Source organism: Bradyrhizobium sp. WSM1253, from assembly GCF_000244935.1.
Classification (GTDB): domain Bacteria; phylum Pseudomonadota; class Alphaproteobacteria; order Rhizobiales; family Xanthobacteraceae; genus Bradyrhizobium; species Bradyrhizobium canariense.
In genome coordinates this window covers 2,916,987-2,941,910 of the sequence record NZ_JH600073.1, presented here as the reverse complement: position 1 = coordinate 2,941,910, position 24,924 = coordinate 2,916,987, and the positions used below count along the sequence as shown (strand labels likewise).

General features: G+C 64.5%; 14 protein-coding genes. 6 read left to right on the top strand and 8 right to left on the bottom strand.

From position 1 onward, the window contains the following. The first annotated feature begins 15 nt into the window (after positions 1-15). The 4 genes from kdpB to BRA1253DRAFT_RS15355 all read left to right on the top strand — a co-directional run bounded on the left by kdpB (position 16) and on the right by BRA1253DRAFT_RS15355 (position 6,286). Positions 16-2,130 (top strand): potassium-transporting ATPase subunit KdpB, encoded by a 2,115-nt coding sequence (gene kdpB / locus BRA1253DRAFT_RS15370; protein WP_007595753.1) that lies wholly within the window; start codon positions 16-18, stop codon positions 2,128-2,130. 106 nt (positions 2,131-2,236) lie between these two features. Further along, the gene (locus BRA1253DRAFT_RS15365) at positions 2,237-2,839 is read left to right on the top strand and encodes a K(+)-transporting ATPase subunit C (protein ID WP_007595748.1); all 603 of its coding nucleotides are present in this window, start codon (positions 2,237-2,239) and stop codon (positions 2,837-2,839) included. A 37-nt stretch (positions 2,840-2,876) separates the two neighbouring features. Continuing rightward, complete coding sequence (locus tag BRA1253DRAFT_RS15360) at positions 2,877-5,600, top strand: sensor histidine kinase KdpD (RefSeq protein WP_007595747.1); 2,724 nt, start codon at positions 2,877-2,879, stop codon at positions 5,598-5,600. Further along, positions 5,597-6,286 (top strand): response regulator, encoded by a 690-nt coding sequence (locus tag BRA1253DRAFT_RS15355; RefSeq protein ID WP_007595746.1) that lies wholly within the window; start codon positions 5,597-5,599, stop codon positions 6,284-6,286. Before BRA1253DRAFT_RS15360 ends, BRA1253DRAFT_RS15355 begins: the two co-directional genes overlap by 4 nt. Positions 6,287-6,414: 128 nt before the next feature. Here BRA1253DRAFT_RS15355 and BRA1253DRAFT_RS15350 read toward each other — a convergent pair whose 3' ends face one another. Beyond that, positions 6,415-7,299: a Ku protein gene (locus BRA1253DRAFT_RS15350; protein ID WP_007595745.1), complete on the bottom strand. Its 885-nt coding sequence runs from the start codon at positions 7,297-7,299 to the stop codon at positions 6,415-6,417. A 117-nt stretch (positions 7,300-7,416) separates the two neighbouring features. On the opposite strand from BRA1253DRAFT_RS15350, the gene ligD reads away from it, so the two are divergent. Further along, complete coding sequence (gene ligD / locus BRA1253DRAFT_RS15345; protein ID WP_035993445.1) at positions 7,417-10,095, top strand: DNA ligase D; 2,679 nt, start codon at positions 7,417-7,419, stop codon at positions 10,093-10,095. A 94-nt stretch (positions 10,096-10,189) separates the two neighbouring features. Here the strand turns inward: ligD and BRA1253DRAFT_RS41530 are convergent, their stop codons facing one another. Further along, positions 10,190-10,354, bottom strand: a complete 165-nt coding sequence (locus tag BRA1253DRAFT_RS41530) for a DUF3309 family protein (protein ID WP_007595743.1) — start codon at positions 10,352-10,354, stop codon at positions 10,190-10,192. A gap of 184 nt (positions 10,355-10,538) precedes the next feature. Here BRA1253DRAFT_RS41530 and BRA1253DRAFT_RS15340 point away from each other — a divergent pair, with 184 nt between their 5' ends. Beyond that, on the top strand, positions 10,539-10,856 hold the full coding sequence (locus BRA1253DRAFT_RS15340) for a polyhydroxyalkanoic acid system family protein (protein WP_007595734.1): 318 nt from the start codon (positions 10,539-10,541) through the stop codon (positions 10,854-10,856). A 3-nt stretch (positions 10,857-10,859) separates the two neighbouring features. Here the strand turns inward: BRA1253DRAFT_RS15340 and treY are convergent, their stop codons facing one another. The 6 genes from treY to BRA1253DRAFT_RS15310 are packed head-to-tail and all read right to left on the bottom strand — an operon-like array spanning position 10,860 to position 24,863. After that, entirely contained in the window at positions 10,860-13,646 is a 2,787-nt protein-coding gene (gene treY, locus BRA1253DRAFT_RS15335; protein WP_007595732.1) for a malto-oligosyltrehalose synthase, read from the bottom strand. 1 nt (position 13,647) lies between these two features. After that, positions 13,648-15,402 carry a malto-oligosyltrehalose trehalohydrolase gene (gene treZ / locus BRA1253DRAFT_RS15330; RefSeq protein WP_007595730.1) on the bottom strand — a complete coding sequence of 585 codons (1,755 nt, stop codon included), beginning with the start codon at positions 15,400-15,402 and terminating at the stop codon, positions 13,648-13,650. After that, entirely contained in the window at positions 15,399-17,477 is a 2,079-nt protein-coding gene (gene glgX, locus BRA1253DRAFT_RS15325) for a glycogen debranching protein GlgX (RefSeq protein ID WP_007595729.1), read from the bottom strand. The genes treZ and glgX overlap by 4 nt, the downstream gene beginning before the upstream one ends. A gap of 3 nt (positions 17,478-17,480) precedes the next feature. Then, positions 17,481-19,619: a 1,4-alpha-glucan branching protein GlgB gene (glgB, locus tag BRA1253DRAFT_RS15320; protein WP_007595727.1), complete on the bottom strand. Its 2,139-nt coding sequence runs from the start codon at positions 19,617-19,619 to the stop codon at positions 17,481-17,483. Then, complete coding sequence (gene treS, locus BRA1253DRAFT_RS15315; protein ID WP_007595725.1) at positions 19,612-22,905, bottom strand: maltose alpha-D-glucosyltransferase; 3,294 nt, start codon at positions 22,903-22,905, stop codon at positions 19,612-19,614. Before treS ends, glgB begins: the two co-directional genes overlap by 8 nt. Positions 22,906-22,916: 11 nt before the next feature. Beyond that, a complete protein-coding gene (locus BRA1253DRAFT_RS15310; RefSeq protein ID WP_035993442.1) occupies positions 22,917-24,863 on the bottom strand; it encodes a maltotransferase domain-containing protein in 1,947 nt (648 codons plus the stop codon). Positions 24,864-24,924 lie beyond the last annotated feature (61 nt).

The following is a 24,924-nucleotide window of genomic DNA, read 5'->3' as shown; positions in this document are numbered from 1 at the left end:
TTCGGAGTGACCTCCATGGATACCATGAAACTGCAAAAACGCGCGTCCGTCTCGGCGATGCTCGATCCCAAGATCGTCGTGCCTGCGATCCGCGCGTCCTTCGCCAAGCTCGATCCGCGCTTGATGATCAAGAATCCCGTGATGTTTGTGGTCGAGATCGTGGCCGCGCTCACCACTGTGATCTTCCTGCGCGATCTCGTCACGGACGGTGGGAATCTCGGCTTTACCTTCCAGATCATCGTCTGGCTCTGGTTCACGGTGCTGTTCGCCAACTTCGCCGAAGCGGTGGCCGAAGGCCGTGGCAAGGCGCAGGCGGAATCGCTGCGCAAGACCCGCACCGAGAGCCAGGCCAAGCTGCTGACCGGCGCCGGCCTGGCCTTCAATCTCGTGCCGGGGACCAGCCTCAAGGTTGGTGACATCGTGCTGGTCGAGGCCGGCGATACCATCCCCTCCGATGGCGAGGTGATCGAGGGCGTTGCTTCCGTCAACGAAGCCGCCATCACCGGCGAGTCCGCACCCGTGATCCGCGAATCCGGCGGCGACCGTTCGGCGGTGACCGGCGGCACCCAGGTGCTGTCCGACTGGATTCGCGTGCGGATCACGGCAGCGCAAGGTTCGACCTTCATCGACCGCATGATCAAGCTGGTCGAAGGCGCTGAACGAGCAAAGACCCCGAACGAGATCGCGCTCAACATCCTGCTGGCCGGCCTCACCATCATCTTCGTGTTCGCAACCGTCACCATCCCGAGCTACGCGGCGTATGCCGGCGGCTCGATCTCGGTGGTTGTGCTGGTCGCGCTGTTCGTGACGCTGATCCCGACCACGATCGGCGCGCTGCTGTCGGCAATCGGCATCGCCGGCATGGACCGCCTGGTCCGCTTCAACGTGCTGGCGATGTCCGGCCGCGCCGTCGAGGCCGCCGGAGACGTCGACACGCTGCTGCTCGACAAGACCGGAACGATTACACTCGGCAACCGCCAGGCGACCTCCTTCCGCCCGGTGCGCGGCGTCACCGAGCAGGAGCTCGCGGACGCGGCCCAGCTCGCCTCGCTTGCCGACGAGACCCCGGAGGGCCGTTCGATCGTGGTGCTGGCCAAGGAGAAATACGGCATCCGTGGCCGCGACATGGCCGAGTTGGGAGCCACCTTCATCCCGTTCACGGCGCAGACCCGCATGAGCGGCGTCGACGCCGGCGGCTCGTCAGTGCGCAAGGGTGCGGTCGATGCGATCCTCAACTATGTCGGTGGCGGTGCACCGCTGGTGGTCGCCTCAGGCAACACGGCTCGTTCCATCCAGCCCGCCGGGCTCTCGGACATCGGTCGCGAGATCCAGACCATTGCCGACGACATTTCGAAGGCCGGCGGTACGCCGCTGGCGGTCGCCAGGGACGGCAAGCTGCTCGGCGTCATCCAGCTCAAGGACATCGTCAAGGGCGGCATCCGGGAGCGCTTTGCCGAGCTGCGGCGCATGGGTATCCGCACCGTCATGATTACCGGCGACAATCCCATGACGGCCGCCGCGATCGCAGCGGAAGCCGGCGTCGACGACTTCCTGGCGCAGGCAACCCCCGAGGACAAGCTCAAGCTGATCCGCGACGAGCAGGCCAAGGGCAAGCTGGTAGCGATGTGCGGCGATGGCACCAACGACGCGCCGGCGCTCGCTCAGGCCGACGTCGGTGTCGCCATGAACACCGGCACGCAGGCAGCCCGCGAGGCCGGCAACATGGTCGACCTCGACTCCAACCCGACCAAGCTGATCGAGGTGGTCGAGATCGGCAAGCAGCTGCTGATGACGCGCGGCGCGCTGACCACGTTCTCGATCGCCAACGACGTCGCGAAATATTTCGCGATCATCCCGGCGATGTTCCTGGCGTTCTACCCCCAGCTCAACGTGCTCAATGTCATGAACCTGTCGAGCCCGCAGAGCGCTATCCTGTCGGCGATCATCTTCAACGCGCTTGTTATCATCGCGCTGATCCCGCTGGCGCTCAAGGGCGTCGCTTATCGCGCGGTCGGGGCCGGCGCATTGCTCCGGCGCAACCTGCTGATCTACGGCCTCGGCGGCATCGTCATTCCCTTCATCGGCATCAAGGCGATCGATCTCGTGGTCGTTGCCTTGCACCTGGCTTAACCCGTCATTGCGAGGAGCGAAGCGACGAAGCAATCCAGACTGCCTCTGCGGAAAGATACTGGATTGCTTCGCTTCGCTCGCAATGACGGAGAAATAGGAGAAACACATGCTCAGAGAAATCCGCCCCGCCATCGTCCTGCTGCTGGTGCTTACCGCCATCACCGGACTTGCCTATCCGCTCGCGATGACCGCTATTGCCGGCGCGATCTTCCCCGCGCAGGCGCAGGGCAGCCTGATCGAGAAGGACGGCAAGGTGGTCGGCTCCGCCCTGATCGGGCAGGAGTTCAAGGACGACAAATATTTCCACGGTCGCCTCTCGGCGACAGTGGCGTCGGACCCGAACGATTCGACCAAGACGGTACCGGCGCCCTACAACGCCGCCAATTCGGGTGGCTCCAATCTCGGTCCCACCAGCAAGGCGCTGGCCGACCGGCTGAAGGAAGATGTGGACAAGCTCAAGGGCGAGAACCCCAATGTCGCCGTGCCGGTCGACCTCGTGACGACCTCGGCCAGCGGCCTTGATCCGGATATCTCGCCGGAAGCGGCGGAATTCCAGGTGCCGCGCGTAGCGAAGGCGCGAAACGTGCCGGAGGATCAGGTCAAGCAAATGGTGGCTTCCAACATCCAGGGCCGCCTGCTCGGCCTGATCGGCGAGCCCCGGGTCAACGTGTTGGCTCTGAACCTCGCGCTCGATCGTGCCACGAAGTAGTCTAGGCTAGGTCCGCGCGGATGATTATATTGACCTGATGGTCCGAGAGCGCCGCGATCCCGAACAACGTCCTTCGCCCGAGGCGCTGCTGGAAGCCGCGCGCCGGGAGGAGGGCGGGAGGGGCAAGCTGAAGATCTTCGTCGGCGCCGCTCCCGGCGTGGGCAAGACCTACGAGATGCTGCAAAGCGCCCACGCCAGGCACAAGTCAGGCATCGACGTCGTGGTCGGCTTCGTGGAGACCCATGGCCGCGCCGAGACCGAGGCGCTGGTGCGCGGGCTGGAAGTGATCCCGCGCAAGAAGCTCGATTACCGCGGCCAGATGGTCGAGGAAATGGACCTCGACGCCGTGATCGCGCGCCGGCCGAAAATCGCGCTGGTCGACGAGCTCGCCCACACCAATGCCGCCGGCAGCCGCCATCCAAAACGCTATCTCGATGTCCAAGAACTGCTGTCCCATGGCATCGACGTCTACACCGCCGTCAATATTCAGCACATCGAGAGCCTGAACGACGTCGTTGCGCAGATCACCCATGTGCGGGTGCGGGAGACCGTGCCGGATTCGGTGTTCGACCGCGCAGACGCCATCGAACTGATCGATCTCACGCCGGACGACCTGATCCAGCGGCTGAAAGAGGGCAAGGTCTATGTCTCCAGGCAGGCCGAGCGGGCGCTGGAGCATTATTTCTCGCCGGGCAACCTGACCGCGCTGCGCGAACTCGCGCTGCGGCGCACGGCCGAGCGGGTCGACGAGCAGCTGCTCACCCACATGCAGGCGAATGCGATCGCGGGTCCCTGGGCCGCAGGCGAGCGCATCCTCGTCTGCGTCAGCGAAGATCCGCGTGCGGCCAGCCTCGTGCGCTACACCAAGCGGCTGGCCGACCGGCTGCACGCGCCGTTCATCGCGGTCTCGATCGAGACGCGACGCTCGCTCCAGCTGTCCGACGAGCAGCGCGACCGGCTGGCCGATACGCTGCGGCTCGCGGAATCGCTTGGCGGTGAGGCGCTGACGATTCCGGGCGTTGGCCGCCGCCTCGCCGACGACGTCGTCAACTTCGCGCAGGGCAACAACGTCACCCAGATCGTGATTGGCAAGTCGACACGCTCGCTCTGGTTCGAGATGACGCGCGGTTCCGTCGTGCACGATCTGGTGCGCCGCGCCGGCAATATCAGCGTGCATGTCATTCCTGGCGACGAGCTCACGAGCGAGCCGGCGCCAAAGACGGCGGTGCAGACCGCAACGCGATCGGACCCGTTCGACGCGCGGCCCTATCTGAAGGCACTCGGGATCACCGCGCTTGGCCTCGCTGCTGCCGTGGCCATCAAGCCGTATTTCGGCATTGAGAACGTCGACTTGATGTTTCTGACCGCCGTGGTGACGGTTGCCGTGCGCTACGGATTGTGGCCGTCGTTGCTTGCGAGTGTCGCGGCGTCGCTCGCCTACAATTTCTTCTTTCTGCCGCCGGTCTATACCTTCACCATCACCGATCCGACCAATGTCGCTGCGTTCTTTTTCTTCATGCTGATTGCGTTCGTGGTGTCGAACGTCGCGGGACGGGTCCGAACCCAGGCCGATGCTGCGATCGGCCGCATCCGAACCACCGAACAGCTCTATGCTTTCAGCCGCAAGCTCGCCGGCACCGGCACGCTCGACGACGTGCTGTGGGCGACCGCTTACCAGATCGCGCTGATGCTGAAAGTCCGCGTGGTGCTGCTGTTGCCGGAGGACGGCCTGCTCACGGTGAAGTCGGGCTATCCCCCCGAAGACGATCTCGATCAGGCCGACCTTGCCGCCGCCAACTGGGCCTGGAGCAACGACCGCCCTGCAGGCCGCGGCTCGGACACGCTGCCGGGTGCAAAACGGCTGTTCCTGCCGATGCGCACCGGGCGCGGCCCGATCGGGGTCATCGGCATCGACGACGACCGCACCGGTCCCTTGCTGACGCCGGACCAGCGCCGGCTGCTCGATGCGCTGGTCGACCAGGGCGCGCTGGCGATCGAGCGCGTGCTGCTGGTCGAGGACGTCGATCGCGTCAAGCGCTCCGTCGAATCCGAGCGGCTGCGTTCCGCATTGTTGACGTCGATTTCACACGACCTGAAGACGCCACTCGCATCCGTGCTAGGTGCGGCCTCGACCATGCGCGATCTCGCCAGCGCGCTCTCCGACACCGAGAAGCGCGACCTGCTCGCGACGGTCATCGACGAATCCGAACGGCTCAACCGCTTCATCGCCAATCTGCTCGACATGACCAAGCTCGAATCCGGGGCCATCGTGCCCAACACGGCGTTGCACGATCTCGGAGAGATCGTCGGCAGCGCGCTCCGGCGGGCAGCCAAGATCCTCACCGCCCACAAGGTGGAGCTGGAGTTGGCCGCAGACCTGCCTATGCTCCAGCTCGATGCGGTGCTGTTCGAGCAGGTGCTGTTCAACCTGCTCGACAACGCCGCCAAATATTCGCAGCCCCACGCGGTGGTCTCGATCCGCAGCCGGCGCGACAGCGATCATGTGGTGCTCCAGATTGCCGACGAGGGCGACGGCATTCCGTCGGAGGAGCTCGAGAGCGTGTTCGACAAGTTTTATCGCGCGCAGAAGGGCGACCATGTCCGTCCCGGCACCGGGCTCGGGCTCGCCATCTCCCGCGGCTTCGTCGAGGCGATGCATGGCACGATCTCGGCCGCGAATCGCAGCGACCGGAGCGGCGCGGTTCTGACCATCCGCCTGCCCATTCCGGCCCCGACCCACGCATTGGATACCGCCGCATGAGCGCAGCCCCGATCAAGGTGCTGGTCATCGACGACGAGCCGCCGATCCGCAAATTGCTGCGGATGGGGCTCTCGACGCAAGGCTATGAGATACTGGAGGCGTCGAACGGCAAGACCGCGCTGGAGAAGCTCAGCGAGGGCCCCGCGCTGATCATCCTCGATCTCGGCCTTCCCGACATCCAGGGCCATGAGCTGCTGCGCACCATCCGCGCCCGCAACGAAGCTGTGCCGATCGTGGTGCTGTCGAGCCGTGGCGACGAGGCCGGCAAGGTGGAGGCGCTGGATCTCGGGGCCGACGATTACCTGACAAAGCCGTTCGGCATGGACGAGCTGCTGGCGCGCCTGCGCGCCGCGCTGCGGCACCAGCTTCAGATCCAGGGCGAACGCCCGGTGTTTCGTGCCGGCGATCTCTCGGTCGATCTGGTGCGCCGGATCGTCAAAGTCGGCGAGCGCGACGTCAAACTGTCGCCGAAGGAATATGACCTCCTGCGTGTGCTGGTGCAGCACGCCGGCAAGGTGCTCACCCACCGCTTCCTGCTGAGGGAGCTCTGGGACGAGTTGACCGACGCGCAATATCTGCGCGTCTATGTCCGCCAGCTCCGGCAGAAGATCGAGGCCGATCCGGAACGGCCGCAATATGTGCTGACGGAGACGGGGATTGGGTACAGGCTGAAGGCGGGGGATTAGGCTGCCCACGTGCGACGGGCGGCGCAAGCCTGCATCAGCATCGTCATTGCGAGCGCAGCGAAGCAATCCAGACTGCCTCCGCGGAAAGATACTGGATTGCTTCGCTGCGCTCGCAATGACGGATTAAATCAACCCGCCTTCCTCTGCCGCGCCGTCGACCGATGCGTCTTCTTTGGGGCCCTGGTTCGCCCCGATGCTCGGCGCGCATGGGACTTCGCCGCCGTCTTCTTTCCGCCGCGTCCCTTCAAGCTCTGCTTCAGCGCATCCATCAGGCTGACGACGTTGCTTGGCTTCTCCTCAGGCTCCGGCAGCTCGATTGTCTTGCCGCTGGCCTTGCGCTTCACTAGGGCCTTCAGCGCGTTCTCGTAGTCGTCCTTGAACTTGCTGGGATCGAAATGGGAAGCCTTGGTCTGGAGGATATGGCCGGCGAGCTCAACCATGTCCTTGGTGATCTTCGGGCTCTTGATGTCGTCGAAGAACTGGTCCTCGTCGCGCAGTTCGTAGGGGAAGCGCAGCGTGGTGCCGAGCAGGCCCTTGCCGAGCGGCTCGATCGCGATGATGTGCTCGCGATTGGTGAGCACGATCTTGGCCAGCGCGACGCGATCCTGGTCCTTCATGGCGTCGCGGATCACGGCAAAAGCATCGACCGCGGCCTTGCCGTCGGGCGCGATGTAGTAGGGATGGTTGAGGTAGCGCTGGTCGATCTCGTCGCTCGGCACAAAGCTCTCGATGTCGATGGTGTGATTGCTCTCGATCTGGACCGCTTCGAGCTCCTCTGGCTCGATCTCGACATATTTGCCCTTGCGCAGCTCGTAGCCGCGGCCCTTCTGGTCGCTCTCGACGACGTCGCCGGTCTCGGCGTCGATCATCTGCTGCTTCAACCGGTTGCCGGTCTCGCGGTTGATCATGTGAAACCGCGTCTTCTCGGCCGCGGTGGTCGCCGGATAAAGCACAACGGGACAACTGACCAGCGAGAGCTTCAACGTTCCCTTCCAATAGGCGCGCGGTGCCATTCCGTTCTCCAGCGTCTGCGAGTCATTTTGGAACCCCAACCGTCCCGCGGGGTTTTGGTTCCGGGTGGGATGCGGGCCGTGATAGGCTTTCACGCCAAAGAGAATCCGGGACCAGTCGTGCTGCAAAAGCTCTCCAAGTATCGACAGAAACGTGATTTCGAGAAGACGCCGGAGCCGTCGGGCAAGACCGCGGTGGCGCCGTCGAAGCAGCGCCGCTTCGTGATCCAGAAGCATGACGCCACGCGGCTGCACTACGATCTGCGGCTCGAGTTCGACGGCGTCTTCAAGTCATGGGCAGTAACGAAAGGGCCCTCGCTTGATCCGCACGACAAGCGGCTGGCCGTCGAGGTCGAGGATCACCCGCTCGACTATGGCGACTTCGAGGGCACGATTCCGGAGGGCCAGTACGGCGGCGGCACGGTCATGCTGTGGGATCGCGGCACCTGGGAATCCGAAGATCCCGAACGCGGCTTCAAGAAGGGCGATCTGAAGTTCACCCTGCATGGCGAGAAGCTGCACGGCAGCTGGGTCCTGGTGCGCATGCGCAACGATCGCACCGGCGGCAAACGGACCAATTGGCTCTTGATCAAGCATCGCGACGAATATGTTCGCGAGGGCGCAGACAACGACATTCTCGAGCAGGACAAATCGGTCGCCTCCGGCCGCGCGATGGAGCAGATCGCCGGAGGCAAGGGGCGCGCGCCAAAACCGTTCATGCTGGCGAAGGGCACCAAGGCCAAGGCCGACGCGGTCTGGCAGTCCGATCGGGCGGACGAGGCGAAAGGGCGCACGGTCAAGCCGGCGCCGCGCGCGGCGTTGAAGGCCGGCAGGACGGCAAAGAAGAAAGCCACGACCGCAACGACCGCGAAGAACGCGGCGGAGATGCCGGACTTCGTCGCGCCGCAGCTCTGCACGTCGGTCGAGCGCCCGCCGGGCGGCGATGGCTGGTGCCACGAGATCAAGTTCGACGGCTACCGCGTGCAGCTGCGGGTCGAGGGCGGCCAGGCGACGTTGAAGACGCGCAAAGGCCTCGACTGGACCGAAAAATTCGCGAGCATCGCGAAAGAAGCAGGCGCGTTACCGGACATGATGATCGACGGCGAGATCGTCGCGCTCGACCATAATGGGGCACCGAACTTTTCATCGCTCCAGGCGGCGCTGTCGGACGGCAAGACCGAGGAGCTCATCTTTTTCGCGTTCGACCTGTTGTTTACGGAAGGTCTCGATTACCGCCGGCTGCCGCTCGGCGAGCGCAAGGCGCGGTTGAAGGAGCTGCTGGAGGCGCGCAAGCGCAAATCGAGCCAGATTCGCTATGTCGAGCATTTCGAAAGCGGCGGCGACGCCGTGCTGCAATCGGCCTGCAAGCTCGAGCTCGAGGGCGTGGTGTCGAAGAAGCTCGACGCGCCCTATCGCTCGGGGCGGACGGAAAGCTGGACCAAGGCCAAATGCCGTGCCGGCCATGAGGTCGTGATCGGCGGCTACAAGACCACCAATGGCAAATTCCGCTCGCTGATGGCCGGCGTGCACCGCGGTGATCATCTCGCGTTCGTCGGCATGGTCGGCACCGGTTTCGGCGCCGACAAGGTCAAGCGCATCATGCCGTCCTTGAAGGCCATGGAGGCGAAGCAAAGCCCCTTTGGCGGCAAGAACGCACCGAAAAAAGCGCGCGAGGTGCACTGGCTGAAGCCGGAGCTCGTGGCCGAGATCGAGTTCGCCGGCTTCACCGCCGACGGGAATATCCGCCAGGCCGCCTTCAAGGGTCTGCGGCAGGACAAGCCGGCGGAGGAGGTGGAGGCTGAGACACCGGTCGATACCGAGCTTGCCGAGCCCTCGACGAAGCCGCGCGCGAAAGCGAAGACCGGCGCACGAACGGCCCAGGCCGGCGGCAGTGCCGAAGTGATGGGAGTCGTCATCTCCAAGCCGGACAAGGAGCTCTGGCCGGACGATGGCAATGGCGATCCCGTCACCAAGCTGGACCTCGCGCGCTATCTCGAAGCCGTCGGCGAATGGATGATCGCGCATCTCAAGGGTCGGCCGTGCTCGCTGATCCGCGCCCCCGACGGCATCAAGGGCGAATGCTTTTTCCAGCGTCACGCCATGCAGGGGACATCGAATCTTCTGGAGCTCGCGCGGGTCTCCGGCGATCGCAAACCCTATTTGCAGATTGATCGAATCGAGGGGCTCGCCGCCGTAGCGCAGATCGGCGGTGTCGAGCTGCATCCCTGGAATTGTGCGCCCTACGCCTACGATACCCCGGGCCGGCTGGTGTTCGATCTCGATCCCGCGCCCGACGTCGTCTTCGCCGAGGTCGTCGAGGCCGCCAAGGAGATGCGGCAGCGGCTGACCGACATCGGCATGGAAAGCTTCTGCAAGACCACCGGCGGCAAGGGCCTGCACGTCGTGGTACCGCTGCGTCATGGCGCGCGCGATCAGGTGACCTGGAAAGAGGCCAAGGCCTTCGCACAAGGCGTTTGCCAGTGGATGGCGGACGACGCTCCCGAGCGCTATCTGCTCAACATGTCGAAGAAGCTGCGCAACGGAAAGATCTTCCTGGATTATCTGCGCAACGATCGCATGTCGACGGCGGTGGCCCCGCTGTCGCCGCGTGCGCGCGCCGGCGCCACCGTGTCGATGCCGCTCACCTGGGCGCAGGTGAAGACCGATCTCGATCCGAAGCGTTATACGCTGCGGACGGTGCCGGGGCTGCTGCCGCGGTCGAAGGCGTGGGATGGCTATGACGATGCGGCCGTGTCGATCAAGGCAGCGATCAAAAAGCTCGCGGGGAAAACGAAGTAGGGTGGGTTAGCGAAGCGTAACCCACCACTTCTGTTGACACGGAGAGAAAAAAGGTGGGTTACGCCTTGCGGCTAACCCACCCTACCGAACCCGGCTAGATCCGTCCCAGCAGGAGCAGGATCAGCAGGATCACGATGACGAGCCCGAGACCGCCGCCGCCGTAATAGCCGGTGCCGTAGAACGGGCCGCCGCCGATGCCGCTGAAGCCGCCGAGCAGCGCGATGACCAAAATGATCAGAATGATCGTACCGATAGACATGCCAAATCTCCTCCAGCCCTTCGTTGAAGGGTCTCTTGCAACCTGTCCCGTTGTGCGAGGGCAACTTGCCGCAGGTTTTATAGTTCCGCCTATGAAACACGGGGTGCACGCGCAACTTGCATGGAACCTTTGTGGCACCGGTGGGCATGATTATGTGAGGTTCAATCACTAACGGGGCAGAGCCATGTCAGCACCGCTTGTCGTCTCTATTCCCCACCGCCTCGGCCGCGAGGAGGCGGCACGCCGGCTCAAGACCGGGCTCGGCCGCGCTGCGGCCAGCATTCCGGTGCTGCAGGTCGAGGAGGAGCGCTGGAACGGCGACAGCATGAATTTCCGCATCCGCGCGCTCGGGCAGATTGCGAGCGGCCAGGTCGATGTCGCCGACGATCATGTCAAGGTGCAGGTGGTGTTGCCCTGGCTGTTGCAGCGCTTTGCCGAGATGGCGCAGGCCACGATCCGCAAACGCGGCCAGCTGCTGTTGGGCAAAGACGGGAAGAGCTAGCGTTCAAGCGCGGGTGCGCTGTCGCACCGGTTTCGCCGCGTCCACGGGCCGCGCCGGGATGACCGAAGCGGGAAAACCGCGAAGCGCCTGCGCGAGCGGCAGATCGTTGCCGGCGAAACCCGGCATGCTGTAGCTCGTGACGTCGATGGTGGCGTCGGCCTCATCGAGCGCCGGCCATTCGCGTCCTGCTTGCGTGAAAGGCGCGAAGTGGCGCCCGACAATGACGATCGCAGCAGTGCGGCCGTGGCGGCGGGCAAAGGCCACGACATGGTCGGCATGTGCGCCCCGCACCTGAAGCGGCTGGTAGTCGCCTCGCGCGAAGACGTCGGACAACTCGTTGCGCAGCTTGAGCAGGTGCCGCGCCCAGGCCAGCTTGAGCTGGCCGTCCGGCCAGCTCTTGATCAGGTGATTCCAATCCGGATTGTCCAGCGTGCCCAGCGCCGCGTGTCGCGCGGAAAAATCCACCGGGCGGCGGTTGTCGGGATCGACCAGCGACAGGTCCCAGAATTCGGTCCCCTGATAGAAATCGGGCACGCCCGGCAGAGTCGCCTTGAGCGTGAGCTGGCTCAGCGCGTTCAGCGCGCCGAGCAGCGCGACGCGGCGAGCCAGGGTTTGCAGCGCCTCCAGGAACTCGCCTGATTGCGCGGGATCGAGGATCTTCGCGATGAAGCTCTTGACGCCGTTCTCATAGGCCTCGTGCGGGTTGAGCCAGCTGGTTTCCTCCTTGCCCTCGCGCGCGGCCTTGAGCGCATAGGCTTGGATACGCGCGACGAAGCCGGCTTCGGCCGACTCCCCAAGCGGCCAGGCGCCGAGCAGGGTCTGGTAGAGCATGTATTCGAACGTGGCCGACGGAGCGCGCAGATTGCCGTCGAGCGCGAGGTGCGGCGCGTTCAGGACTTTCCAGCGTGCCACGGCGCTGGTCCATTCGCCGGGAATTTCACTTAAGGCAGCGATCCGCGCGCGGGCGTCCTCGCCACGTTTGGTGTCGTGCGTGGCAGTCGCCGTCATCCCTTGCGGCCATTCCCTGGCGCGGGCCTGCATGGTCTCGTGGAAAGCGGGAATGGTGAGGCCCTTGCTCGCGGGATCGCCGCCGACTTCGTTCAGGGCGAGCAGCCGGTGGAATTGATAGAAGGCAGTGTCCTCCAGCGACTTCGCCATCATCGGCCCGGTGAATTGCTGCACCTTCAGCGCAAAGCGGCGCACGCGCGGGGCGCTGTGCGGGGGACGGCCGGGCTTGAGCAGGTCCATGGTGAGGGCGTCGCGCAGGAAGTCGAAAATGCCTTCGTCTGCGGCGAACCATTCCTGGCGAGCGGCCTCGATGGTGTCGTCGATCAGCTTGCGATCGTTCGCGGTCGGCGCGCTTGTCGTCAAATAGGTGCGGTACACCGGGAAATGCAGCACGTAGAGCTCGAGCGCCTGCCGCAGGCTGTCGGCGGAAAAGTCGCGGGTGGAGTAGTGCCCGTTGGCGATGCGTGCAAGCAGGCGCGTCAGAACCGTGAATTCGCTGGTCAGTAGTGTCTCCAGCACGCGCCGTTTGGCGTCCTTGACGTAAGGCGCGAGCCGCGGCGGCCGGTTGCTGATCTGCCGCCAGGTCTCGTCCAGCGCCTCCAGCCCCTTGGGGTCGACCAGAACGTGGGTGATGGCATTCATCCACTCATAGCCGGTGGTGCCCTGGACGCCGGCGAAATGCGGCAGGCGCTCGTGCTCGCACAGGATTTTCTCGATCACCGTATAGAACGGCTTTGTGGTGCCCTGAGCGTCGCGCACCAGGCGGCGCAGCCGCTGGCAATATTGCGCGGGATCGCGCAGGCCGTCGATATGATCGAGCCGGATGCCCTGCAGTTTGCCGTCGGCAATGAGTTGCTTCACCAGCCGGTGCGTGGCGGCGAACGTGCCGGGATCCTCGACGCGCATGCCGGCGAGCCCGTTGACGTCGAAGAAGCGGCGATAATTGATGTCGCTGGAGGCAAGCCGCCAGTGCCCGAGCTTGTAGTGCTGGCGCTCCAGCAAATGATGCAGCGCCAGCGTCTGCGCGGGGCGGTCCTTGGCGGCGCGATAGGCGCCGAGGCCGCGCGCGATGATATCGGCGCTGCCTGCGATCTCTTTGAGCTCCGCCTTGAAGCCGGGCGCTTCCTTGCGGTTGGGGCGGCGCAGTCCCGTGTAGCGGGCCGCCAGCGACAGCAGGCGCTTGCCGGCCTCGGTTTCGGCGGCGTCGGCTTCCTTCACGATCATCCGCAGCATCTCGCCATAGCGCTCCGGCGCGATCGGCAATCGATGCTCGAAATACCAAGCGGAAAAACTACCTTCGTTGGGATCGTAGCGCAGCTCGATATCGCCGCTCTCGAGCGCTTCGCCATAGGACGCTCCGAGGATCGGCAGCAGCACGCCGCCACGGGCGCGGAAAGCCAGTTGATCCCAGTCGATATCGAAGGAGACGGCATGCGGCGAGGCCTGGCCCCATTCCAGCACGTCCAGCCACCAGGGATTGTCGGCAAAGTGAACGCCGACATGGTTCGGTACGAAATCGATGATGAGGCCGAGGTCGTGTCGCGTCAGCGCCTCGCTCAGCCGCGCGAAGCCGGCCTCGCCGCCGAGCTCCGGATTGAACTGGCTGTGATCGACGGTGTCATAGCCGTGGGTCGAGCCCTTGCGGGCCTTCATCACCGGCGAGGTGTAGAGATGCGTGATCCCCAGCGCCTTCAAGTAGGGCACGACTGCGGCGGCCCTGTCGAAATCGAAATCCGCGGTGAGCTGAAGCCGGTAGGTTGCGAGAGGAATGGCTGGAGGCATGTCAACCTCCGAGGCGCCAGACCACCGACCAGGGCGCAAGCCGATCGCCGGTCGCGCCGCCCCAGATCAGGGTCCCCACACCGTCGTCGGAATATGCGGCGTCCTTGTCGGAGAGATTGGCCACGAGGCGCAACGTCGCGCCATCCCCCATGTGCCAATGTGCGGTGAGCAGCCCGCTATCGGCCACGGCGGCATCACCGAAGCGCGCACCTTTCAGTCGTGGCGCGACCTCCTTGTGGCGGAGTGCGAGCAGCTCCCGCACCAGCGCGAGGCGTGCATCCTGCTCCGGCGTGTGGCCGCTCCAGTCGAGCACGGCCGATTGCAGCGTTGCCGGATCGAGCGGGTCGGGCACGTCGTCGCCGTACTTTTCATAGGCCCAGGCGTATTCCTGCCTGCGCCCCTTGCGGACGGCATCAGCCAGTCCGCCCTGGAAGTCACAGAAGAACGGGAAGGGCACGGTGGAGCCCCACTCCTCGCCCTGGAACAGCATGGGCACCATCGGCGCGAGCAGGGTCACCGCGAGTGCTGCTTCGATCTGCTTGGGCGATGCCAGGCTTTCGAGCCGGTCGCCGAGCGGCCGGTTGCCGATCTGGTCGTGGTTTTGCAGGAAATTGATGAAGGTTGCCGGCGGCAGCTCGCCGCTGTTCTCGCCGCGCGGCTTCTTGCCCCAGAATTCCGAGATCTCGCCCTGATAGACGAAGCCGGAGGCGAGCGCGCGTGCGAGATCGAGCCGCGGCGTTTGATAGTCCGCGTAATAGCCGGCGAGCTCGCCCGTCAGCATCACGTGCCAGACGTGGTGGTAGTCGTCGTTCCACTGGGCGCGATATTTGCCGTTCGGAGGCTCCTGCGCGGCGTCGAGCAGGCTCGCGCGATTGTCGCCGTTCTCCAGCACGAGATGGATATGCCGTCCCGTCGCCTTGGCAAGCTCGCCCGCGGCGACGCTGAGGTCCTGCAGCATCGATTGCTCGCCGGGGATCGCCATGATGTGATTGGCGGCATCCAGCCTCAGGCCGTCGAAGCGATAATCGCTGAGCCACGACAGCGCGTTCTCGACGGCAAAAGCGCGAACCTGCGGCACGCGATAATCGATCGCGCTGCCCCATGGCGTGTGCGCGTCGGTGAAGAAGGCCGGCGCGTAGCGGCCGAGGTAATTTCCCTCGGGGCCGAAATGATTGTAGACGACGTCGAGGAACATCATCAGCCCGCGCAGATGGGCTTCGTCGATCAGCGTCTTCAAATCATCGGGATGACCATAGGCGCTGTCGGGCGCGTACCACAGCACGCCATCATAACCCCAGCCGCGACGACCGGCGAAGTCGGCCAGCGGCATCAGCTCGACCGCGGTGATGCCGGTCGCGACGAGATGATCGAGCTTGTCGATCATGGCACGATAGGTACCTTCCGCAGTGAAGGTGCCGACATGCGTCTCGATCAGTACCGTCTCTTCCCAGGGACGCCCGCGCCAATCGGGCGTGCGCCAGGCGAAGGCGTCATGATCGATCACCTCGCTCGGGCCGAACACGTCGTCGGGCTGGAATGCAGACGCCGGATCGGGCACGTCGATCGCGTCGTCGATCCTGAATTTGTAGTTGCTGCCGACGGGCAAATTGGCAATCTCGGCGACATACCAGCCATCCTGCCGGCGCTGCATCGCGTGTCGTCTGTCGAGCAGGAGATCGACACGGCGCGCGGCAGGTGCCCATAGCCGGAACGACACGCCGTCCTTCGTCGGCCTCGCCCCGAAGGATGGCCTCATAGCGCCCCCGCGAAAGCGAGCACGGAGCGCGGCGGCGCCTTGCTGTCGCTTCCGGGCAGGAAGTCGACCGTGTTCAGCTTGGCGTCGGTCGTGTTCAGGATTTGCTGCCAGCTCTTGTATTCGGTCAATTTTGGCAATTTGAATGCGATCTCTTCGGGGGCTGCGTTGAGTACGATAAAGATCGCGGCGCTGCCCGGTTCCATCGGCCCCATCACGTAGGAGAGGAACCGCCCTTCCGGGAATTTCCAGTCGCTTTCCGTCATTTCGTCGCCGGCCGGCGTCAGCCACAGCGCGCCGTAGGAGATGCCGTCCTTGGGGCGGCCGTCGAGCCAGCGATGGCTGCGAAGCTGCGAGAACCGGCGGCGGATATCGGCGAGCTCGGCGACGAAATCGACCATGTCGTCGCCGTCCTTGCCGAGATTGTCCCAGCCGACCCAGCCAACCTCGTTGTCCTGGCAATAGGCGTTGTTGTTGCCTGATTGCGAATTCCCGACTTCGTCGCCGGCGAGGATCAGCGGAATGCCCTGCGCCAACATGAGGCAAGCCAGTACGTTCTTGCGAAGCTGCCGGCGCAAGCTGACGATTTGGGGATCGTCGGTCGGGCCCTCGACACCGCAATTGTTGCTGTGGTTGTCGTTGGAGCCGTCGCGATTGTCCTCGCCATTGGCCTCGTTGTGCTTCTCGTTGTAGCTGAAGAGATCGGCGAGGGTGAAACCGTCATGCACGGTGATGTGGTTGACGCTGGCGCGCGGCCGCCGTCCGTCGTGGTTGAACAGGTCGGAGGACGCCGTCATGCGGCTGGAGATGTCGCCGATCAGGCTGCCTTCGCCGCTCCAGTAGCGGCGCATAGCGCTGCGATAACGGTCGTTCCACTCCGACCATTGTGAAGGAAATGCGCCGACCTGATAGCCGCCAAGGCCGAGGTCCCAGGGTTCGGCGACGAGCTTGACGCTCGCCAGCACCGGGTCCTGGCGTATCGCGGTCAGGAACGAGCTGCCGCGATCATAACCGTTCGGCCCGCGCGCCAGCGTGGTGGCGAGGTCGAAACGGAAGCCGTCGACGTGGCAGACCTCGACCCAGTAGCGCAGGGAATCCATCACCATCTGCAGCACGCGCGGATGGGTGAGGTTCACCGACGAGCCGCAGCCGGTAAAATCGTCGTAGTAGCGCGGGTTCTCGCGGTTCAGCCAGTAATAGGAGGCGTTGTCGATGCCGCGGTAGCACAGCGTCGGGCCGAGATGATTGCCCTCGGCTGTGTGGTTGTAGACGACGTCGAGCATCACCTCGATGCCGGCATCGTGCAGGCGTGCGACGGTGGTGCGGAAGGAATCGAGGGCGTTGTCCTGGGCGTAGCGCTGCTCGGGCGCGAAGAAGGACAAGGTGTTGTAGCCCCAGTAATTGGCGAGCTTCTTCTCCACCAGGATGCGGTCATCGACGAAACTGTGCACCGGCAGGAGCTCAACGGTGGTGACGCCGAGCTTCTTCAGGTGCTCGATCATCGCCGGCGAGGACAGGCCGCCATAGGTGCCGCGCAAATTCGGCGGGACGTCGTCGCGCTTCTGTGTCAGTCCCTTGACGTGGGCCTCGTAGATGATGGTGTCTTCCCAGGGAATGTTGGGCCGGATCTCGCGGCGGCCCCAGTTGAAGGTCTCGTCGACGACGACAGCCTTGGGCATGCCGCGCGCGTTGTCGCGCCGGTCGAACGACAGATCCTCGCGCGGGCTTCCGGTGCGATAGGCGAAATGCGCGTCACTCCAGACCAGCCGCCCGGAAAGCCGCTTGGCATAGGGGTCTAGCAGGAGCTTGTTGGCGTTGAAGCGGTGGCCTTGTTCGGGCTCGTAGGGGCCATGCACGCGGTAGCCGTAGAGCTGGCCGGGCGAGACGTCGTTGAGATAGCCGTGCCAGACATCCTCGGTGCGCTCCGGCAGCTCGACGCGCTCGAGTTCGCGGCGGCCCTGCATGTCAAACAGGCACAGCTCGACCTTCTGCGCGTTGGCGGAGAACAGCGCGAAATTGGTGCCGCGTCCGTCCCAGCTTGCGCCGAGGCGTGCGGGCGATCCAGCAGTCAGGCGCATCGTTCAGCTTTCCGGAACGAGGAAGATCGCGGCGAGCGGCGGAATGGTGAGGCGGAGCTCGCCATTGACGGCGTGGACTTCGCCGATATTGCCGACATTGCTGCCGCCGTAATGGGCGGAGTCGGAGTTGAACACTTCCTTCCACTTGCCACTGAGGGGCGCGCGAACGCGGTAGTTGCGATAGACGTTGGGTGAGAAGTTGACGATCACCATGCACCGGGCGTGCTCGTCAAATCCCTTGCGCAGCCATGCGAACACGTTGCGGTTGGCGTCGTCCGTGATCAACCATTCGAAACCGGCCTGCTCGCAGTCCATCTGGTGCAGCGCGGGCACCGCGCGATAGAGCCGGTTGAGATCGCGGATCAGCGCCTGGATGCCTGAATGGAGCTTGTACTCGAGCAAGTGCCAGTCGAGCGACTGGTCGTGATTCCATTCGCGGCTTTGTGCGATCTCGGCGCCCATGAACAGCAGCTTCTTGCCGGGATGGCCGAACATGAAGCTGTAATAGGCGCGCAAATTCGCGAAGCGCTGCCATTCGTCGCCGGGCATGCGCCCCAGGATCGAGCGCTTACCGTGCACGACCTCGTCATGCGACAGCGGCAGGACGAAGTTCTCCGAGAAGGCGTAGTGCAGGCCGAACAGGATGTCGCCGTGATGATGCTTGCGGTGGATCGGATCCTTGCTGATGTAGTTCAGCGTGTCGTGCATCCAGCCCATGTTCCACTTGTAGCCGAAGCCGAGCCCGCCGAATTCGACCGGGCGCGAGACCTGCGGCCAGGCGGTGGACTCTTCGGCGGCCGTGGTCGCCTGCGGGAAACGTGCGAACAGCTCGGTGTTGAAGCGGCGCAGGAACGCGATCGCCTCGATGTTCTCCCGGCCGCCATGCTGGTTCGGAATCCACGCGCCGGGCGGACGGCTGTAGTCGAGGTAGAGCATGGACGCGACGGCATCGACGCGCAGTCCGTCGATCGCGTAGCGCTCGAGCCAGAACAGCGCGTTGGACACCAGGAAGTTCGTGACTTCGGTGCGGCCGTAATTGTAGATCAGCGTACCCCAATCGAGATGCCGGCCCTGGAGCGGATTGGCGTGCTCGTACAGCGCTGTGCCGTCAAAGCTGCCGAGCCCGTGCGGATCGTCCGGGAAGTGGCCGGGCACCCAGTCGAGCAGCACGCCGACGCCCTCGCGGTGGCAGGCATCGACCAGTGCGGCAAAATCCTCCGGCGTGCCGAAGCGGCTGGTCGGCGCATACAGGCCAGTCGGCTGATAGCCCCATGAGCCGTCGAAAGGATGCTCGCTCACGGGGAGGAATTCGAGATGGGTGAAGCCCATGTCGCGGGCGTAGGCCGGCAGCTGCTCGGCCAGTTCGCGATAGGTCAGCCATTCATTGCCGTTCTTGCGCCGCCACGAGCCGAGATGGACCTCGTAGATCGACATCGGCGCGGACAACGCGTTGATGCCGTCGGGTGCCGGTCGCGGCCGGGGCAGATGTGCTTCGTCGAACACGATGGAAGCGGTCTTCGGCCGCACCTCGCTTGCAAAGGCCATCGGATCGGACTTCAGCGGAAGCAGATGGCCATGCGGTCCGATAATTTCGAACTTGTAGTGGTCGCCCGCCTTGGCGTGCGGGATGAACAATTCCCAATAACCCGCGCCGCGCACCCGCATCGGATGGCGCCGTCCGTCCCAGAAATTGAAGTCGCCGACCACGGAGACACGGCGGGCGTTGGGCGCCAGCACCACGAAGCCGATGCCATCGATGCCGTCGAGCCGCATCGGATGCGCGCCGAGCTTGTCGTAAAGGCGCTGGTGCGTGCCTTCGCCGAGCAGATAGAGGTCGAAATCGGTCAGGATCGGCGGAAAGCGATAGGTGTCCTCGAATTCGATGACGTTATCGCCGAACTTCGCGCGGAGCTGGTAGTGCTTCGCGCCGTTCGGCAGAGCGCCGATGAACAGGCCGGCATCATGGACGCGATCGAGCTTCGCCACCTCGCCGTGCTCGCCCACCGCCTCGACATTGGAAGCATCGGGAAGAAACGCGCGCACCACGCTCTTGTCGCCCTCGGGATGCAGCCCGAGATAGTGGAAGGGATCGGAGTGGCGACCCTCGATGATCGCATAGGCCTCGGCAGGGAGTTTAGGCATGGGCTTCGCTCTCGATACTGGACAGAATGCGAAGCAGTCCGGACAGCGGCGCATGGAGCCCCTCAGGCCGGTGGGACAGCTCGTACTCTACTTCCTCGAACGCTTGATCAAGCAGGAAAAACCTTAACAGGCCTGCCGCGGATTGCGGATCTTCCGGCCACAGCCGCCGATCGGTCATGGCTTCGCGGTAGGCGGTGAGGAACGTCGCGGTGGTGCGCTCGCGCCATTCGTCGAGCGCAGCCGTAAGCCGGCCCTGTTCGTCGGAAGCACCCGTGAGCGCGCGGTGGAGCGCCGCGTTAACCGAAAGATCAATCGAGCGGATCAGGCCGGCAACGTCGCGCGCCGCAGGCAGCTTGCGCCGCTTCTCCGCCAGCGGCAAACGCGGATCTCCGTCGAAGTCGATGATGAAGATATCGTCCTTCACGATCAGAGTTTGCCCGAGGCGGAAGTCGCCATGATGACGGATGTTCAACCCGCCGATCTCGGCAGGTAGTAGCGCGCTGAGCCGGCCGGACAGGGACGCGCGCTCCGCGGCGAGCTGATTGATCAGCGGCCGATCTGCCTCCCGCAGGCCGTCGGTGCTGGCGGCCAGCCGCTCGAAAATCCGCTCGGCCCGTGCCTTGAGCTCGGATGACCAGCGCTTGATGTGTGCGGAGCCAATCGGCTCCGGCGCGAGATCGCCGGACTTTGCGGCGGCCAAAGCCACATGCAGCTCGGCGAGGCGTCGACCGATCTGTGTAATGAAGTGCAGATAGGGCGCTTGCTCCTGGGTCTCGCGGGGCATCTCGCCCGGTGGCAGCACCCGCTGCTCGTCGATATAGCGGTCGAGATAGCCCGCAGTGACGCCCCAGCCGTCGCCCTGGTTCTCGACATAGGCGTGCAGCACGCCGACTGCGCTGCGACGGTCGTCTTCGACCAGTTCGACGCTGCCGAGCAGTGCCGGCGTATTGGCAAAGCGGGCGATTTCCGTGAGGTAGGAGCCGATCTCGATCTCGGGATTGATACCGGCTTCGAGCTGGCGATAGATCTTGGCGACATATTGATTGTCGACCAGCGCGGTGCTGTTCGACTGTTCGATCGCGCGGATGCGTTCGGGCTCCTTGATGGTGTACTCGGCAAACCGGCTGGTCGCCTTGAACTCCAGCCGCAGATTGTTTTCTTCCACCACCAGGTTCTGCGACAGATTGCGCAGGAACAGGCCAATGAAGATCTGCTCGGTTGCCACATCCAGCAGCGTCCCTTCGCGGGCGCCCTGACGCACGGCGGCGAGCGCCCTGGGATTGAAGCGTTCGCGGTCGAAGCGCACCCATTCGATCTGCATCGGCAGCACGTAGCGCGTGGTGACATCGCCCTGCGCCGCCTCGAAGAACGCGATCCAAGGCCTGTTGTCGCCGATGTCGCAGAACGGCACCGCCGAGGTCAGCGTCGGCTTGATGTGCTTGGGATTGTGCTCGGGATACCAGCGCGTGCGCGACAGGAATCCCGGCAGCACCTCGTGCTCGAACACGCCCCGCTCGCGCGCCAGCGACACCCAGGTCGAGTTCACCGGCACCACCAGCGTCTCGAATTCCGGCACCGCGCGCGGCGTCACCGGCTCGGACTTGTCGCGCTCGGTGAGCTGGAACCAGTAGAAGCCATAGGGCCCCAGCGTGACCATATAGGGCAGTTCGCCGATCGCCGGAAAACGCGTGCGGCCGAGCATCTCCTGCGGGATACGGTCCTTCCAGGGCGACAGATCGAGCTCGGTCGCCTGGGCCGCCCGCGACAGATTGGCGACGCAGAGGATCACCTCGTCGCGGTACTGCCGGACGTAGGCCAGCACGGCGCGGTTGGCCGGGCGGATGAAGGTCATGGTGCCGCGGCCGAAGGCGAGCGTCGATTTGCGCACCGAGATCAGGCGCTTGGTCGCGCTGAGCAGCGAGGACAGGCTGCGCGACTGCGCCTCCACGTTCACCGATTCGTAGCCGTAGACCGGATCCATGATCAGCGGCGCGTAGAGGCGGGCCGGGTCGCAGCGCGAGAAGCCGCCGTTGCGGTCCGGGCTCCACTGCATCGGCGTGCGCACGCCGTTGCGGTCGCCGAGATAGATGTTGTCGCCCATCCCGATCTCGTCGCCGTAATAGATGATCGGCGTTCCCGGGAAGGACAGCAGCAGCGAGTTCATCAGCTCGATCTTGCGCCGGTCGTTGTCCATCAGCGGCGCGAGGCGCCGGCGGATGCCGACATTGATGCGGGCGCGCGGATCGTTGGCGTAGGTGGTCCACAGGTAGTCGCGCTCGACGTCGGTCACCATCTCCAGCGTCAGCTCGTCATGGTTGCGCAGGAACAGCGCCCATTGGCAGCTCGCAGGAATGTCCGGCGTCTGGCGCAGGATGTCGGTGATCGGGAAACGGTCCTCCTGCGCGATCGCCATGTAGATGCGCGGCATCAGCGGGAAGTGGTAGGCCATGTGGCACTCGTCGCCGCGGCCGAAATATTCCTGCACGTCCTCCGGCCATTGATTGGCCTCGGCCAGCAGCAGCTTGCCCTTGGAGTAGGAATCCAGCTCGTGGCGCAGCCGCTTGATGATGGCATGCGTCTCGGGAAGGTTCTCGTTCGAGGTGCCTTCGCGCTCGCAGAGATAGGGAATGGCGTCCAGACGGAAGCCGTCGACACCGGCATCGAGCCAGCGCTTCATTACCTGAATCAGGGCGCTGACGACGCGCGGATTGTCGAAATTGAGATCCGGCTGGTGCGAGAAGAAGCGGTGCCAGTAGAAAGCGCCGGCCTCGTGATCCCAGGTCCAGTTCGACTTCTCGGTGTCGGTGAAGATGATGCGGGTGCCCTGGTATTTCTGGTCGGTGTCGCTCCAGACATACCAGTTGCGGGCGCTCGAGCCCGGAGGGCTGCGGCGCGCGCGCTTGAACCAATTGTGCTGGTCCGAGGTGTGGTTGACGACGAGCTCGGTGATGACGCGCAGCCCGCGCTTCTGCGCTTCCTGGATGAAGCGCTTGAAATCCTTCATCGTCCCGAAATCGGGATTGACCGCGCCGTAGTCGGCGATGTCGTAGCCGTCGTCGCGGCCGGGCGAAGGATAGAACGGCAGCAGCCACAGCGCGGTGACGCCGAGCTCCTGGAGATAAGGCAGCTTCTCGGTCAGCCCTGCGAAGTCGCCGATGCCGTCCTGATTGCTGTCGGCAAACGCCTTGACGTGGAGCTGATAGATGATGGCGTCCTTGTACCAGAGCTCGTCCACGATCTCGGCAGCCTCGGCTTTCTTGGTGTCGACGGAAGACAATACGTTCATGGCGTGCGCCCTTACGCCAGGCAGCGGAACAGTAGCGCCGGATCGCGCTCGGGATCGATACGCAACCTGATCCCGCCCCATTCGATGCGGGCCTGTTCGCCGGTGAGGAGGTTTTCGAGTGCCGACACATGGTGTCGCTGCCCGCCGGCGTCAACCGTGACGTCCCCGAGCGGCAACCAGAATTCGCGCACGTCGCGCGACAGTGCAACCACGGCGACGACGACGTTGGCCGGGCCGGTCGCCTCCTTCACGAAGGCGATCGTCTCGCCGTCTTCGATGCCGAGGAAGCGCAGGTTCGCGGTTTGGTGAAGCGCAGCATTCTCGTTGCGGATGCGATTGAGCTCCGTGATGTAGGCCTTGATGTTGCCGGGCTTGTTCCAGTCGCGCTGCCTGACCTGGTATTTCTCAGAATCGAGATATTCCTCGCGGCCGGGGATCGCGTCATGCTCCAGCAACTCGAACCCGCTGTAGACGCCGTAATTGCCGGACAGCGTCGCCGCCAGCGCGAGGCGCGATTTGAACGCCCAGGTCTCGCCGCCCTGGAGATGATAGGGCAAGAGATCGGGCGTATTCACGAACAGGTTCGGCCGATAGAAATCACGTTCGGGATAGCGCGTCAGCTCGCCGAGATATTGCTCCAGCTCCCACTTCGCCGTGCGCCAGGGGAAATAGCTGAACGATTGTGCAAAGCCGAGCTTGGCAAGCCCCTTCATCAGCTTCGGGCGCGCAAACGTCTTGGAGAACAGGATCACCTCGGGATGCCGGCGGCGGATGTCACGGATCAGCCACTCCCACAAGGCGAGCGGCGCGGTGTCATGATTGTCGATGGCGAAGATGGTGACGCCGTGGTCGATCCAGAACAGCATGGCGTCGCGAAACGCGTTCCACAGTCCAGCCCGGTCGACGGACGTGAAATCGGGGATGACGATATCGGAATAGGGCCCGTCAGCCGTCCGCACCGAGCGGTCCGGGCGCCATTTGAACCATTCCGGATGCTGCGTCAGCCACGGGTGGTCCGGCGAGCATTGCACGGCGAAGTCGAGCGCGAGTTCGAGGCCGTATTCCAGGCAGGTCGCGACCAGCGCGCGAAAATCCTCGATTGTGCCGAGTTCGGGGTGCAGCGCATCGTGCCCGCCCTCGATGGCGCCGATCGCATAAGGCGAGCCGGGATCGCCTTCGGCCGCCACCGGCGTGTTGTTGCGGCCCTTGCGCCGGGTGCGGCCGATGGGATGGATCGGCGTGAAGTAGAGCACGTCAAAGCCCATCGCGGCGATGTCGGGCACGCGCGCGATGCAGTCGCGGAGCGTGCCATGCTGTCCTGGCACCACGCTCTGGCTGCGCGGCATCATCTGATACCAGGCGCCGAAGCGTGCCTTGTCGCGGTCGACGAACAGTGGGAATAGCGCCGAGCGCGTGAGATCAGGCCGCGACTGGCTCTCGGCCATGGCTGCGCCGAGCTCGGTTGCCAGCAGCGGGGCAACGTCGCCGGTCTGAAGATAGTCCTCGCATTGCCTGACGATGACGGCGGCGGCGTCCTGCTGCGCGCCATGCGCCTTGGTCAGAAGGCCGGCGCCCTCGATCGCATCGAGACTGACATCGGCACCGGAGCGCTGCTTGCGCGCGACCGCGTGCGACCACGTGGCGAATTCGTCGGTCCAGGCTTCGATCGCATAGACATATTTGCCGGGCTCGACCGGTGTGAACGCGCCGGACCAGCGGTCATTGCCGTGAGGGATCATCGGCTCGCTCTGCCATTCGCGGTCCTGCTCCTGTCGCCAGATCAGCGCTGCGCCGATCACGGCGTCGCCGTCCCGGTAGATGTCGGCCCAGACCTCGACCGGTTCGCGCGCGATCCGCTTCACGGGGAAGCGCCCGCCGTCGATCAGGGGATAGACGTCCTCGATGAGGAAAGTGCTGCCGGCTGCGGCACTCTCGACAGTTTGAATTGTCTTGTTCACGGTGATGCCATTGACAAGAAAGCAGGAGCCCGTTTCCCTTGCCGGGAACCTACGCTTGATA